A 12,930-nucleotide genomic window follows, 5' to 3' on the forward strand; every position below is an offset into this window, starting at 1 on the left:
TGTTACGCGGAAAACTCAGGGACCAGGACGTCACCGGACAACCTGGCACCCTTTCCTTCCACTCCAGCTTTACTTATCCACCTTCAGTACGGCAAGGAACGCTTCCTGCGGGATCTCCACACGACCGACCTGCTTCATGCGCTTCTTGCCTTCCTTCTGCTTCTCCAGAAGCTTCTTCTTTCGGCTCACGTCGCCGCCGTAGCACTTCGCCAGCACGTTCTTGCGCAGGGCTTTCACAGTGGAGCGGGCAACGATCTGCGCGCCAATGGCTGCCTGAATGGCCACGTCGAACTGCTGGCGCGGGATCAGGTCCTTCATGCGTTCCACCAGGTCGCGACCGCGGCGCTCGGCGTGGATACGGTGCACGATCAGGCTCAGCGCATCCACGCGGTCGCCATTGATCAGCACGTCCACGCGCACGAACGGGCCCACTTCGAAACGATCGAAGTGGTAGTCCATCGAGGCATAACCACGCGACACGGACTTCAGGCGGTCGAAGAAATCGAGCACCACTTCAGCCAGCGGCATTTCGTACGTGATCTGGACCTGCGTGGCCAGGTACTGGATGGAACGCTGCACACCGCGCTTTTCTTCGCACAGCGTGATGATGTTGCCGATGTAATCCGGCGGCGTGAGGATATTCGCGACAATGATCGGCTCGCGAATTTCCTCCATCAGATGCGCAGGCGGCAGCTTGGCCGGGTTGTCCAGCATTAGGATGGAGCCGTCGCTCTTCAACACTTCATAGACCACGGTCGGCGCGGTCGTGATGAGGTCGAGGTCGTACTCGCGCTCCAGGCGCTCCTGCACGATTTCCATGTGCAGCATGCCGAGGAAGCCGCAGCGGAAGCCGAAGCCCATCGCTTCCGAACTCTCCGGCTCGAAGAACAGCGCGGCATCGTTCAGGCGCAGCTTGTCGAGTGCTTCGCGCAGCGCCGGGTAGTCGTCGGCGGACACCGGGAACAGGCCGGCGAACACGCGCGGCTGCATGGTCTGGAAGCCGGACAGCGGCTTGTCGGCAGGCTTGGCAGCGAGCGTCAGCGTGTCGCCGACCGGCGCGCCGTGCACGTCCTTGATGGACGCCGTGATCCAGCCCACTTCGCCCGGCGACAGCTTGTCGAGCTTCTTGCGCTTGGGCGTGAACACGCCCACTTCGCTCACTTCGTGCGCACGACCGGTGGACATCACCAGCAGCTTGTCGCCCGGCTTGATCTCGCCCTGCACCACGCGCACCAGCGACACCACGCCAAGGTAGTTGTCGAACCACGAGTCGATGATCAGCGCCTGCAGGCGATCGGTGTCACCCACCTTCGGCGGCGGAATGCGAGCCACGATGGCTTCGAGCACTTCCACCACGTTCTGGCCGGTCTTGGCGCTGACCGCCACGGCGTCGTCGGCATCGATGCCGATCACCGCCTCGATTTCACCCTTCACCTTTTCAGGGTCTGCGGTGGGCAGGTCGATCTTGTTGAGCACGGGGACCACTTCCAGCCCCATTTCCACCGCCGTGTAGCAGTTGGCGACGGACTGGGCTTCCACGCCCTGCGCAGCATCGACGACGAGCAGCGCGCCCTCGCACGCCGCAAGCGAACGGCTGACTTCGTAGGAGAAGTCGACGTGACCCGGCGTGTCGATGAAGTTGAGCTGATAGGTCTTGCCGTCGCGCGCCTTGTACGGCAGCGACACGGACTGCGCCTTGATGGTGATGCCGCGCTCGCGCTCGATGGGATTGTTGTCGAGCACTTGCGCTTCCATCTCGCGCTCGGTCAGTCCACCGCAGATCTGGATGATGCGGTCAGCCAGCGTGGATTTGCCGTGATCGATATGGGCGATGATGGAGAAGTTTCGGATCAGTTCCATGGAGCACGCTAGCGGCGTTACTGCTTTGCGCGGCGCGCAGGCAGCGCATGACCGGGCTGGTCATACGAACCCGGCATTATCGCACGGAATGAGAGGGCTTCGGGCATCCAGCGCAGGGGCTGGCGAGATCGGAACGCCCCGTTGCGAGGCGTCACGCGATCCCTCCTGCCCCGGAGAGCGGTGGCCCAAGCGCCCACCCTCCGGTCAACCTGGCTGTCTGACAGCCGGGTTACAACGAAACCAGGCGACGCGGCTCTGCCATTCGCCGCGCAGCCTGGCCTCAGTCGTCCTTGCCGCCGGGCACGGTCAGCCCGACAAAACCGCTTTGGTCGCCATGTCTGACCAGCAAAAGCACGGTATCGCCAGGCTTGGCATCCTTGGTGGCGTCGTGGAAGGCAGCGACACTGCCCACCTTCTTCTGGTTGACCATCAGGATCACGTCACCAGGTTGCAAGCCGGCACGTGCGGCAACCGATCCGGTGACATTGTTGATGCCCACGCCCTCGCCCGTCTTCAGGCCCAGTTGCTCGCGATCACTGCCGTCCAGATCCTGAACGGACAGGCCGAGTGCGCTGGCGCCCGTCTTCACTGCGGGCTGGTCGTTGCCGGCGGAAGCCAGTGCTGCGTTCTTGTCGCGCGGCATTTCAGAAACCGTGACGGGCACGCTCTCCTTCTTGCCGTCACGAAGGATCTCGATCGTGGCCTTCGTGCCGGGCGCCGTCTGACCTACCAGTGGCGGCAGATCCGCACTCTGATTAATGGCCTGCCCGTTGTAAGAAAGGATGACATCACCAGGGCGAATGCCCGCCTTGTCGGCCGCACTGCCCTTGCTCACCTGAGTCACGGCGGCGCCATTGGCGGTGTCGAGCTTCAAGGCCTTCACCATGTCATCGGTGACCTGCTGGACCATCACGCCAAGCTGCCCACGCGACACGTAACCCTTTTCCTTGATCTGCTTGACCACGTTCATGGCCACGTCGATCGGAATGGAGAACGCCACGCCCTGGTAGCCACCGGTGTTGGAATAGATCTGCGAATTCACGCCCACCACGCGGCCCTGCAGGTCGAACAGGGGGCCGCCCGAGTTGCCGCGATTGATCGGCACGTCGGTCTGGATGAACGAGGTATAGGGCTGGTCCTGGCTGCCCAGGTTTCGGCCTACGGCACTCACGATGCCTTGCGTCACCGTGTAGTCGAAACCGAACGGTGAGCCGATGGCCAGCACCCACTGGCCTGCCTTCAGGGCGCGCGAATCACCGATGGTGACGGCGGGCAGACCGCCCTTGGCGTCCACCTTGAGCAAGGCGATGTCGTATTGCGGATCGCTTCCGACCACCTTGGCAGTCAGCACGCGGCGATCCTGCAGGCGAACCGTGACCGTGTCCGCGCCATCAACCACATGGTTGTTGGTCAGCACGTAGCCGTCGGCAGAGATGATGAAACCCGAACCCAGCGAGGTGCGCGCCTGATCTTCCGGCGACGGCATGGCCGGCATGCCGAAGAAGCGGCGGAACATGTCTGCCGACGGATCATCGTCGTCGTCCGGCGGCATGCCGGGCATGCCACGCGAACCCTGCCGCGAAGCCGACTGCTTCTTGCTCTTGCCGCTGTACTTGGCCTCGACGTGCACGACCGCAGGCGCGTTCTTCTGCACGATGCCCGTGAAATCGGGCAAGCCCGACATCGCAGGAGCCGCGTTTTGGGCCTGCACACCGCCCACCAACGCCAAACTCATGACGACGGCACACGACAGCGTACGTAGAGCAAGTCGATTCATGCACTTCTCCTTCGGGTTTCAGGCACACCACACCGATCCGCCTTTCGGGCGGGTATGGCAAGTAAGCGGGGAATGCGAGCCGCGCGCGACTGGCGCGGCCCTGGGTTATTGCGGACCGGCAGCCTGGCTGGCTTGCTGCTGGTCGGGATGAATCAGCAGCAGGTAGCTGCCTTCACCATTCCGGACCGCGGGATAACGCGCCACGCGGTAAGGATTGAGGCTGTTCGAGTACAGCGGCGTGCCCGTATCACCATCCAGCGTGGCCGAAGCCTGCTGGCTCATTTTGTACGGTGCATCGGAGTACACGTTCAACCAGGGAGGCGCCACGGCCGGCGCATCCGAACGTGTTGCCTGTGCCGTGGTGTTTTCCATCGCAGCGGAAGGAGCAGAAGCCACCTGCGGCGAAAGGCGATCACCGCCCTGTCCGGCAGGCTGGGCCACCATCAGCGCGGCGACTGCCACGCCCGCGGCAATGGCGCCACCAGCGGACCAGTGCAGCCAGTGACGGCGCTTGCCCTGTTGGGAGGCACCGTCGCGCTCGACGACCAGCATGACGCGGGAGGCGAAGTCTTCCGAGGCGAGCGGGGAAAGCTCGCGACGCAAACCGTCGCGGGCCACGTGGTAACGCGACCAGGCCTGCTGGAGCGACGCATCATGGTCGAGCCGACGCAGGAGGAAGCGCAGCTCCTCCTTCGACAGCTCGCCGTCCATGCCGGCAGAAAGGTTTTCGCGTTGATTGTCAGTCATGGGTTTTTGCCCTCGCGGTCTGACAGCAGTGGCCGCAATTTTTCATCGATAGCTTCACGTGCCCGAAAAATTCGTGAACGCACCGTGCCAATCGGACAGCCCATCGCCTCGGCGATTTCTTCGTAGCTCAGGCCATCCACTTCACGCAGGGTAATTGCCGTCCGCAATTCCTCAGGCAAGGCTTGGACAGTGGAAAACACGGTTTGTTCAATTTCTTGCCGCATGAGTTCGCGCTCGGGCGTGGCGCTCTCGTGCATGCGGTCCGCGCCGGGCACGAAAGCGGCGTCATCGATGGCGATATCGTCGGCTGGCGGACGGCGCCCCATAGCCACCAGATGGTTCTTGGCGGTATTCACGGCAATCTTGTACAGCCAAGTATAGAAAGCACTGTCGCCGCGGAATGAGCCGATGGCGCGCCAGGCGCGAATGAACGCTTCCTGCGCCACGTCTTCACATTCGGCGTGGTTCTTCACATAACGGGAAATCAGGCCGACGACCTTGTGCTGGTACTTGCGCACCAGGAGATCGAAGGCCCGTTTGTCCCCCTGTTGGACGCGCTCGACCAGCGCACTGTCCAGTTCATTTTCGCCCATCCGGGCCCTCTCCTTCGTCGATGCTGCCACGCGCCCTTGGGGTGTCTTGAGGATGGAAGCGGACTGATCAGACAAGAACTCGGCGTTCTAGTTCAGACAACCACCACCTCGAAACGACAGGTACGCCATCGGCGTCCCTGGCATGGAAACGCATGGCGGCGCCAGCGGCGCACTGCCACGACCAACAATCCACCCTCGCCCCAGGTGCGCGGCCCATGGGCATATCCCGGGCCTGCATGAGAAGTATGGGGGCCTTTGCGGCCCGCGCAAGTCAGGCGGCGGTTTCGCCCACGCCCTCAAGGAGGCGCTGGCGCTCCAGGAGCAGCTTTTCGAAGGCCGGCTGCGGCAACGGGCGGCAGAACAGGAAGCCCTGCAGCTCGTCGCAATGATTGGCGCGCAGGAACTCCATGTGCTGCTCGGTTTCCACGCCCTCGGCCACCACGCCGCGCTTGAGGCGGTGCGCCATCTCGATGGTGGCTCGCACGATGGCCTCGTCGTCCGGATCGACGCCGATGTTCCTGACGAAACTCTGGTCGACCTTGATGCGGTCGGCCGGCAGCTTGCGCAGGTAATCCAGCGACGCGGCGCCCGTGCCGAAATCGTCGATGGCGATGCGCACGCCCAGCCGATGCAGGCCCTGAAGGTTCTCCACCAGGTTGGGGGCCGCCTTGATGCTGATGCTTTCGGTGATCTCCATTTCCAGCAGGTTCGCCTCCAGGCCGCTTTCGTCGAGCGCCGCGGCAACCACTTCCAGCAGGTTGGGCTGCATCAACTGCACGGCCGAAAGATTCACGCCCAGGCGCAACCCCAGTCCGAAGCGACGCTCCCATTCCTGAGCATGCCGGCAGGCGGTGCGCAGCACCCACTCACCGATGGAAACGATCAGCCCGGTTTCTTCCGCCAACGGGATGAAGAAGCCGGGTCCGATGAAGCCCAGTTCGGGATGCTCCCAGCGCACCAGCGCTTCCATGCCGACAATGTCTTCGGTGACGGCATCGACTTGCGGCTGATAGAACACGCGCAACTCGCCCTTGTGTTCGGCGTGGCGCAAGCCCGATTTCAGGGCGAGATTCTGCTGCTGCGACTGCTCGGCGCTGCCTTCGAAAATCTGATAGTTGTTGCGGCCCAGGCTCTTGGCTGCATACATCGCCTCGTCGGCGTGCTTGAGCAGGATGTCCGCGTCCGGCGCATCGTCCGGAAAGAAGCTTACGCCGATGGAGGCCGTGACCTGCAGCTCGGTGCCGTCATCGATGCGCAGCGGCGCACCCATCACCTGCACGATTTTCTCGGCAATGCGCAACACGTCTTCGTTCTTGACGATGTGGCGCAGGATCACCACGAATTCATCACCGGCGTAACGCGCCACGGTATCGGATGCGCGTACGCTGCCGCGCAACCGCTGCGTGGTGGTGAGCAGTACCTGGTCACCGACCGCGTGGCCAAGCGTGTCGTTGATGGTCTTGAAACGATCGAGGTCGACGAACAGCAACGCGAAGCACTCGCCGGTGCGGTTGGCTTCGCGAATGACGGTGTCGAGACGATCGTTGAACAGCAGCCGGTTCGGCAGCCCTGTCAGTGCATCGAGCAGACCTTCGGCGCGACCCTGCTCACGCGTGTGACGCAGCTCGAGTGCGTGCGCAAAACGCGATGCCGCGCAGCGCAGCACCGGCTGCACGATCGCCAGTGAAGGGAGCGGTTGCCGCGTGCCGATAAGCAGGGCGCCCAGCACCGTGCGCCGCTCGTCCTGCAAGGGCCACCCGGCAAATCCGGCCAGACCCAGCTGGGCCAGCAGCGGGTCCATGGGCGCCAGTCGCGCAGCGTCGGCCTGGTGCAGCATGGCCTGGCCGGACAACACGAGACGCAACGAGCTTTGCAAATGCGGCCCTGGCCACAGCTGCTCGTCGCCACGCCAGTACTGCACGAGCTGCACGGGCGCACCGCCTTCATCAGGGCGGGCCGACCACACCGCGACGTAATCCAGTCCCATGTCCTCGAACAGCAGCCGCGCCGCCTCGGCGATACCCTCGTCACCGCTGCCCGATGCAAACATGCGCGTCAGCAAGGCCAACGCTATTTCCGCGCGCACACTTGCGCGGTCACTGCGAAACAGCAAGGCCACGGCATCACGACCACCATGCCGAACCGCCCGGGCACTCACCTCGCCCGTGTCGGCTCCACGCGACGAACGGCGTCGTCCTGCGTGCCATTGACGGGAGCCTTCGGCGATCACCTGCTCGACGGTCGTTTCCTTGCAGACGAGCACGTCCTTGATCGGGCGCCCGCGCAATTCGTGATCACCCAGGCCACTGTGACGTACCAGCGCCGGGCTGTAGTCGATCAAATGCCCGCGCGCCGGGTCGACCACCAGCCACTCGTCGTCGACCTCGTCGAAGGCAAAGCGGTAATCGCCATCGCCACCGGTGGCTACAGCGCTTCCATTGACGTCCTGGCGGGCACCCATGCGGTGCAGGCGCTGCCAGCGCGACAGCAGCTCGTGCTCGATCTGGGACGCGTAGAGCCAATCGGCAATGCCTGCCGGCAAGACATTCGGCTTGAGTACGGCGTTGTCGTCCAGCACCGCCAGGATGGGCGCACCCGCGCAGGCAGGCACGCCGCTCAACACTTCGATACCCGCCATGCCCTCGCGGCCGTCGCCCTCGAACACGATGACAATCAACGCAAGGGGCGCACGCCCTTCCAGCAGGATGCCCGCGTGCGTGGCATCACGCGCGGAATGCACGATGAAGTGGCCGTCACCATCAAAGGTGTCGAACAGGGCCCGACGGAGTTCGCGTTGCGCCGCAACGACCAGAATGCCTGTTGAACTCGTCATGTCAGAGCATCCACCGGCCATCGCGCAGGCGCGGCCGCTGCGCAGGCTTGGCCTGGCAGCTCAGGCGCACCATGACGTCACTGAAGCTCGACGCCAGCGATTCGGGTGGATCGAGAATGACCACGCGCCGCACGTGTCCGGTCGTGGCGCGCGCCAGCTGGCGCAGCAGCGTGGCATCGGCCATGGGCAGCGGCAGCGGCAGGCGCTGAAGCAGGTAGATGCCGAAGTGATTGCTCTGAAGCATGTAACGCAAGGCAATGTTGAGGCGCTGCGAGCCCGGCAACCCCACATGTTCCTCGCGCAGGTTGCCCAGCCCGAGCTCGGGATTCCACAGGTACACCGCCTGGCCGCTACGCCGCACCAGCGGCCGCAGCTGCGATACCACGCCCACCTCCTCGCCGCCATCGAGCGCGATCAGGTTGCCCCGAGCCGCCAGGATGCGCTCGAGAATCTCTGCGCCGGCCTGGGCGGTGTTACTGGCAGGGGTGGCAATGGACGTATTCATTCCGACCTAAATTACGTGTTCCGGGGCGCTTCGCCTAGGGAGGAGGCAAGCCTCGCCGGAAACGATGGCGCGTTTCATGCGGCAGCGCACAGCTCGCGTTTTTACAGGATGTTCATCCCGCCCGGAACGGCCTGGGGCCGTCTCGCAATCCTCGCTACGGGAGGGTATGGTGCAAGGCTTCGTGGCCACCCTGCATACCCCCATGTTCGAAGGATTGCGCTTCAATCATTGGAAGACGAGCCTGGATGACAGCGGCATTGTCACCCTGTCGCTTGACCGCGCTGGCAGCAACGTCAACGCCATCTCCCGCGAGGTGCTGGACGAACTGGGCCAGATCGTCGAGCGACTGGCGATCGAAAAGCCCACGGGTGTGCTCATCCATTCCGCCAAGCCGTTCGGTTTTGCCGTCGGCGCAGACATCAAGGAATTCGTCACCTATGCCCAACAGGGCACGGTGCTGGAGAACATCGAGAACGGCCAGCGTGTTTACGAGTCGCTGGCACGCCTGCCCTGCCCCACGGTCGCGGCCATCCACGGTGCCTGCATGGGCGGCGGCACGGAGCTGATCCTCGCCTGCCGCCAGCGCATTGCCGCGGACGACGAAAAGACCCGCATCGGCCTCCCTGAAGTCATGCTCGGCATTCACCCGGGCTGGGGCGGCACGGCACGCCTGCCACGGTTGATCGGTGCCCCGGAAGCACTGCCCGTCATGCTCACCGGCAAGGCGTTGTCGGCCAAGCGCGCCCTGTCGCTTGGCGTGGTGGATCGACTGGCGCCGCCGGCTGAACTGCTCGCCGAGGCCCGCGCCCTGCTGCGCCGCCCGCATGCGCGCCCGTTCGCGCAACGCGCCAAGGCATGGGCCACCAACACGTGGCTGGCGCGGCAGGTCATCGCGCCCATGGTCATCAAGCAGACCGCAGCCAAGGTACGCAAGGAACACTACCCGGCGCCGTTTGCCCTGATCGATGTGTGGAAGCGCGGCGGCCCCAGCATCCAGCAGCGGCTGAAGCTCGAGGCGCGCTCGGTAGCCAAGCTGGCAGAGACGTCGACCGCGCAAAACCTTATTCGCATCTTCTTCCTGCAGGAACGCCTGAAGAGCCAGGGCAGCGGCATCGATCACGGCATCAAGCACGTGCATGTCGTGGGTGCCGGCGTCATGGGTGGCGACATTGCCGCCTGGGCCGCGTTCAAGGGCTTCGAGGTCACGCTGCAGGATCGCGAGTTGAAGTTCATCCAGCCGGCGCTGGATCGCGCGCGTCAGCTCTACGAAAAGAAGCTCAAGAGCGCGGACAAGGTGGAAGCCACCGTTCGCCGCCTGCGCGCCGACGTCGAGGGCAAGGGCGTCGCCACGGCAGATCTCGCCATCGAGGCGATCTTCGAAAACGCCGAAGCCAAGAAGGCGCTGTACGCGACCATCGAGCCGCAGTTCCAGTCCAACGAATTGCTGGCCACCAACACGTCGAGCATTCCGCTGGACGAATTGCGCGTTGGCCTGAAGGCACCGCAGCGATTCCTTGGCCTGCACTTCTTCAATCCGGTGGCGCAGATGCCGCTGGTGGAAGTGGTTCGCCACGACCAGCTCGATGCGGACGCCGAAAAGCGTGCGCTCGCCTTCTGCAAGGCCATCGGCAAGCTGCCGGTGGCGGTGAAGGGAACGCCGGGCTTCCTGGTCAATCGCATTCTGATGCCGTACCTGCTCGAGGCCATGCGCCTGTACAGCGAAGGCGTGCCCGGCCCCGTGCTCGACAAGGAGGCGAAGAAATTCGGCATGCCGATGGGGCCGATCGAACTGGCCGATACCGTGGGCCTGGACGTGTGCGCCTCGGTTGGCAAGGAACTCGCGCCTTTCCTTGGCCTGGAATTGCCGCCAGGGCTGGAAGACAAGCTCGCTGCCGGCAAGCGCGGCAAGAAAGACGGCCAAGGCATTTATGTGTGGCAGGACGGCAAGCCGCAGAAGCCGGAAGTGGACCCCGACTACACCGTGCCGCCGGACCTGCAGGACCGCATGATCCTTCCCATGGTCAACGAAGCCGTGGCATGTCTCGCCGATGGCGTGGTGGACGATGCGGAGCTGCTCGATGCCGGCGTGATCTTCGGCACCGGTTTTGCGCCGTTCCGTGGCGGTCCGATCCAGTACGTGCGGAGTGAAGGCGCCGCCGTGGTCAAGGGCAAGCTGGAACGCCTCGCACAACGCTACGGCGAACGCTTTGCGCCGAAAAACGGCTGGGATCTGCCCACGCTGGCGAAGACGGGTTTCGAACTGCCCACGGGTGGCGATCAGGATGCCGGTTCTGCCGAGATCTGATTCGACCCGCAACAAAAAAACGCCCGGACCAGCCGGGCGTTTTTTTGTGTCTGCACTAAACGATACTGATCACCACATCAGGTCGTCGGGCACGCCATCTTCGCCCACACTGCCCGTGCTGCCCGGCTCGACCAGCAACGCAATCTGGTGGGCATCGATGGCCTTCACCTGCTCGGCGAGCTCGCGCGTCACCACCAGATAGCGACCTTGCTGCTGCACCACGCCCAGCTCGCCTTCATTGATGGCCTTGAGCTGATCGGCATCCACGTGCACGCGTCGAATCTTGCCGCCGTACTCGAAGTGGCGAACGTGCTCGACATCGGCCTTGTTCAAGGTCTTGCCATCCAGCAGCTGCTGGATTTTCTGCTTGCGTTCGCGACGAACGCGCGCCTCTTCAGCGGCAGCCTGCTCGGCACGCTTGCGCTCGTTCGCTTCGGTCTGCGCACGAATGGCATAAGCCTTGGCCAGGTCGATTTCTTCCTGGCTCCTGCCCGCCGAAGGCTTGCCTTGCGGCTTGCCCTGAGCATGATGAGCGGGCTTGCCGCCCTTGAACGGCGCACCACCCTTCTTCTGGGGAAAGGACTTGCCACCTTGAGGCGTCGACGGACGCTTCTCTTCACGGACCTGTTTGACGATGCCGCTCTTGAGCAGCTGATCGCGCAGGGAATCGGCCATGGCTGGAACTCGCTTGCGTAATACGGTTGCGGAGGAACTGATATCAGTAGTGCGGCGGCGGTGGCTCGCTGTGCGGATCGTGCCCCTGCGAGGAACGCAACGAGGACAACTCGCTGCGCAACCCGCGGATCACGTCCTCCAGCATCGCCAGGCGCACCGACAGCTCGGCATCGGCGGAAGCCAGCGCGTTCACCGTGTCATCGACAAAGGTGAGCCGCACTTCGAGTTCCGTCAATCGCTGCTGCAGGGTTTCGTCCGACATGTTTACTGCCTCAGGCTGCGGCCGCGCCCGATGCCGTAATACGCCAGGCCCGCTTCCTCGACCGCCGCGGGATCGTACAGATTGCGGCCATCGAAAACGGCTGGCTCGGCCAACATGCTGCGGATACGCGCGAAGTCCGGGCTGCGGAACGCTTTCCATTCGGTGACGATGGCCAATACATCGGCGCCTTCCAGCGCATGGTAGGCGCCGTCGCACAGTGCCAGGTCGTCACGATCGCCATAGATGCGATGCGTTTCATGGCTTGCCTCGGGATCGAACGCGCGCACCTTGGCGCCCGCCTTCCACAAGGCTTCCATCAGATGACGGCTCGACGCCTCTCGCATGTCGTCGGTGTTGGGCTTGAACGCCAAACCCCACAGCGCAATCGTCTTGCCAGCCAGGTCGCCGCCAAAGTGACGCGAGATCAGCTCGAACAGCTTGGTCTTCTGGTCGTGGTTCACCGACTCCACGGCACCAAGCAGGCGTGCCTCGTAGCCCACGCCGCGCGCCGTGCGCTCCAGCGCCTGCACGTCCTTCGGGAAGCACGAACCACCGTAACCGGCGCCCGGATAGATGAAGTGATAGCCGATACGCGGATCGGAACCGATGCCCTGGCGCACCAACTCGACGTCGGCGCCTACGCGCTCCGCGATGTTGGCGATTTCATTCATGAAACTGATCTTGGTCGCGAGCATGGCGTTCGCGGCGTACTTGGTCAGCTCGGCCGAACGCTCGTCCATCACCACGGTGCGATCGTGGTTGCGATTGAACGGCGCGTACAGCTTGCGCAGCACGCCAATCGCACGCTCGCTGGAGCTGCCGATGATGATGCGGTCGGGACGCAGGCAGTCTTCCACTGCATCGCCTTCCTTCAGGAATTCGGGGTTGGACACCACGTCGAATTCCACCGACACGCCACGCGCAGACAATTCGCCGGCAATGGCGTCGCGGACACGGTCAGCGGTACCTACCGGCACGGTCGACTTGTTCACCACGACCGTATAGCGGTCCATGTGCTGGCCAATGGTCCGTGCCACGCCCAGCACGTACTTGAGATCGGCACTGCCATCCTCGTCGGGCGGCGTGCCGACCGCGATGAACACCACCTGCCCGTGCGCAATGCCCGGCGCCGGATCAGTGGTGAAGTCGAGCTGGCCACTGGCATGGTTGCGCTTGACGATGGGCTCCAGGCCCGGCTCGTAAATGGGGATGTCGCCGTTTTTCAGGCGCTCGACCTTGCCCGCGTCGATATCGACGCAGACCACGGTGTTGCCCATTTCAGCCAGGCAGGCGCCGGTGACAAGACCTACATAACCGGTGCCGAAAATGGTGACCTTCATTGTCGCGGAAACTCCTGGAAGCAGACCCGGGAT

At 63.8% G+C, this 12,930-nt stretch carries 10 protein-coding genes; 1 reads left to right on the forward strand and 9 read right to left on the reverse strand.

The window, feature by feature from the left end; genetic code table 11:
- Nucleotides 1-69: 69 nt before the first annotated feature.
- From lepA to DK366_RS12110, 6 genes are all read right to left on the reverse strand, one after another.
- Entirely contained in the window at nucleotides 70-1,860 is a 1,791-nt protein-coding gene (lepA, locus tag DK366_RS12080; RefSeq protein WP_109125803.1) for a translation elongation factor 4, read from the reverse strand.
- Nucleotides 1,861-2,140: 280 nt separating this feature from the next.
- A complete protein-coding gene (locus DK366_RS12090; protein ID WP_109125804.1) occupies nucleotides 2,141-3,637 on the reverse strand; it encodes a Do family serine endopeptidase in 1,497 nt (498 codons plus the stop codon).
- Nucleotides 3,638-3,742: 105 nt separating this feature from the next.
- Nucleotides 3,743-4,384 (reverse strand): sigma-E factor negative regulatory protein, encoded by a 642-nt coding sequence (locus DK366_RS12095; RefSeq protein ID WP_109125805.1) that lies wholly within the window; start codon nucleotides 4,382-4,384, stop codon nucleotides 3,743-3,745.
- On the reverse strand, nucleotides 4,381-4,977 hold the full coding sequence (rpoE, locus tag DK366_RS12100; protein ID WP_109125806.1) for an RNA polymerase sigma factor RpoE: 597 nt from the start codon (nucleotides 4,975-4,977) through the stop codon (nucleotides 4,381-4,383). Before rpoE ends, DK366_RS12095 begins: the two co-directional genes overlap by 4 nt.
- Nucleotides 4,978-5,248: 271 nt before the next feature.
- Nucleotides 5,249-7,810 carry a bifunctional diguanylate cyclase/phosphodiesterase gene (locus DK366_RS12105; RefSeq protein ID WP_109125807.1) on the reverse strand — a complete coding sequence of 854 codons (2,562 nt, stop codon included), beginning with the start codon at nucleotides 7,808-7,810 and terminating at the stop codon, nucleotides 5,249-5,251.
- A 1-nt stretch (nucleotide 7,811) separates the two neighbouring features.
- A complete protein-coding gene (locus tag DK366_RS12110) occupies nucleotides 7,812-8,315 on the reverse strand; it encodes a hypothetical protein (RefSeq protein ID WP_109125808.1) in 504 nt (167 codons plus the stop codon).
- A 202-nt stretch (nucleotides 8,316-8,517) separates the two neighbouring features.
- Between DK366_RS12110 and DK366_RS12115 the strand changes: the two genes are divergently transcribed.
- Complete coding sequence (locus DK366_RS12115; RefSeq protein ID WP_109125864.1) at nucleotides 8,518-10,620, forward strand: 3-hydroxyacyl-CoA dehydrogenase NAD-binding domain-containing protein; 2,103 nt, start codon at nucleotides 8,518-8,520, stop codon at nucleotides 10,618-10,620.
- 69 nt (nucleotides 10,621-10,689) lie between these two features.
- Here DK366_RS12115 and DK366_RS12120 read toward each other — a convergent pair whose 3' ends face one another.
- From DK366_RS12120 to DK366_RS12130, 3 genes are read right to left on the reverse strand one after another with little or no spacing between them, the layout of a single operon-like run.
- A complete protein-coding gene (locus DK366_RS12120) occupies nucleotides 10,690-11,295 on the reverse strand; it encodes a DUF2058 family protein (RefSeq protein ID WP_109125809.1) in 606 nt (201 codons plus the stop codon).
- 43 nt (nucleotides 11,296-11,338) lie between these two features.
- Entirely contained in the window at nucleotides 11,339-11,557 is a 219-nt protein-coding gene (locus DK366_RS12125; RefSeq protein WP_109125810.1) for a SlyX family protein, read from the reverse strand.
- 2 nt (nucleotides 11,558-11,559) lie between these two features.
- Nucleotides 11,560-12,897: a UDP-glucose/GDP-mannose dehydrogenase family protein gene (locus tag DK366_RS12130; RefSeq protein ID WP_109125811.1), complete on the reverse strand. Its 1,338-nt coding sequence runs from the start codon at nucleotides 12,895-12,897 to the stop codon at nucleotides 11,560-11,562.
- Nucleotides 12,898-12,930: the final 33 nt, after the last annotated feature.

Origin of the sequence: Dyella sp. C11, assembly GCF_003121485.1 — a bacterium.
Classification (GTDB): Bacteria; Pseudomonadota; Gammaproteobacteria; order Xanthomonadales; family Rhodanobacteraceae; genus Dyella.

Excerpts from the sequence above, each read along its gene's own strand:
- lepA (WP_109125803.1), bottom strand. The coding sequence starts at position 1,860 with ATGGAACTGATCCGAAACTTCTCCATCATCGCCCATATCGATCACGGC.
- DK366_RS12090 (WP_109125804.1), bottom strand. The coding sequence starts at position 3,637 with ATGAATCGACTTGCTCTACGTACGCTGTCGTGTGCCGTCGTCATGAGT.
- DK366_RS12095 (WP_109125805.1), bottom strand. The coding sequence starts at position 4,384 with ATGACTGACAATCAACGCGAAAACCTTTCTGCCGGCATGGACGGCGAG.
- rpoE (WP_109125806.1), bottom strand. The coding sequence starts at position 4,977 with ATGGGCGAAAATGAACTGGACAGTGCGCTGGTCGAGCGCGTCCAACAG.
- DK366_RS12105 (WP_109125807.1), bottom strand. The coding sequence starts at position 7,810 with ATGACGAGTTCAACAGGCATTCTGGTCGTTGCGGCGCAACGCGAACTC.
- DK366_RS12110 (WP_109125808.1), bottom strand. The coding sequence starts at position 8,315 with ATGAATACGTCCATTGCCACCCCTGCCAGTAACACCGCCCAGGCCGGC.
- DK366_RS12115 (WP_109125864.1), top strand. The coding sequence starts at position 8,518 with ATGTTCGAAGGATTGCGCTTCAATCATTGGAAGACGAGCCTGGATGAC.
- DK366_RS12120 (WP_109125809.1), bottom strand. The coding sequence starts at position 11,295 with ATGGCCGATTCCCTGCGCGATCAGCTGCTCAAGAGCGGCATCGTCAAA.
- DK366_RS12125 (WP_109125810.1), bottom strand. The coding sequence starts at position 11,557 with ATGTCGGACGAAACCCTGCAGCAGCGATTGACGGAACTCGAAGTGCGG.
- DK366_RS12130 (WP_109125811.1), bottom strand. The coding sequence starts at position 12,897 with ATGAAGGTCACCATTTTCGGCACCGGTTATGTAGGTCTTGTCACCGGC.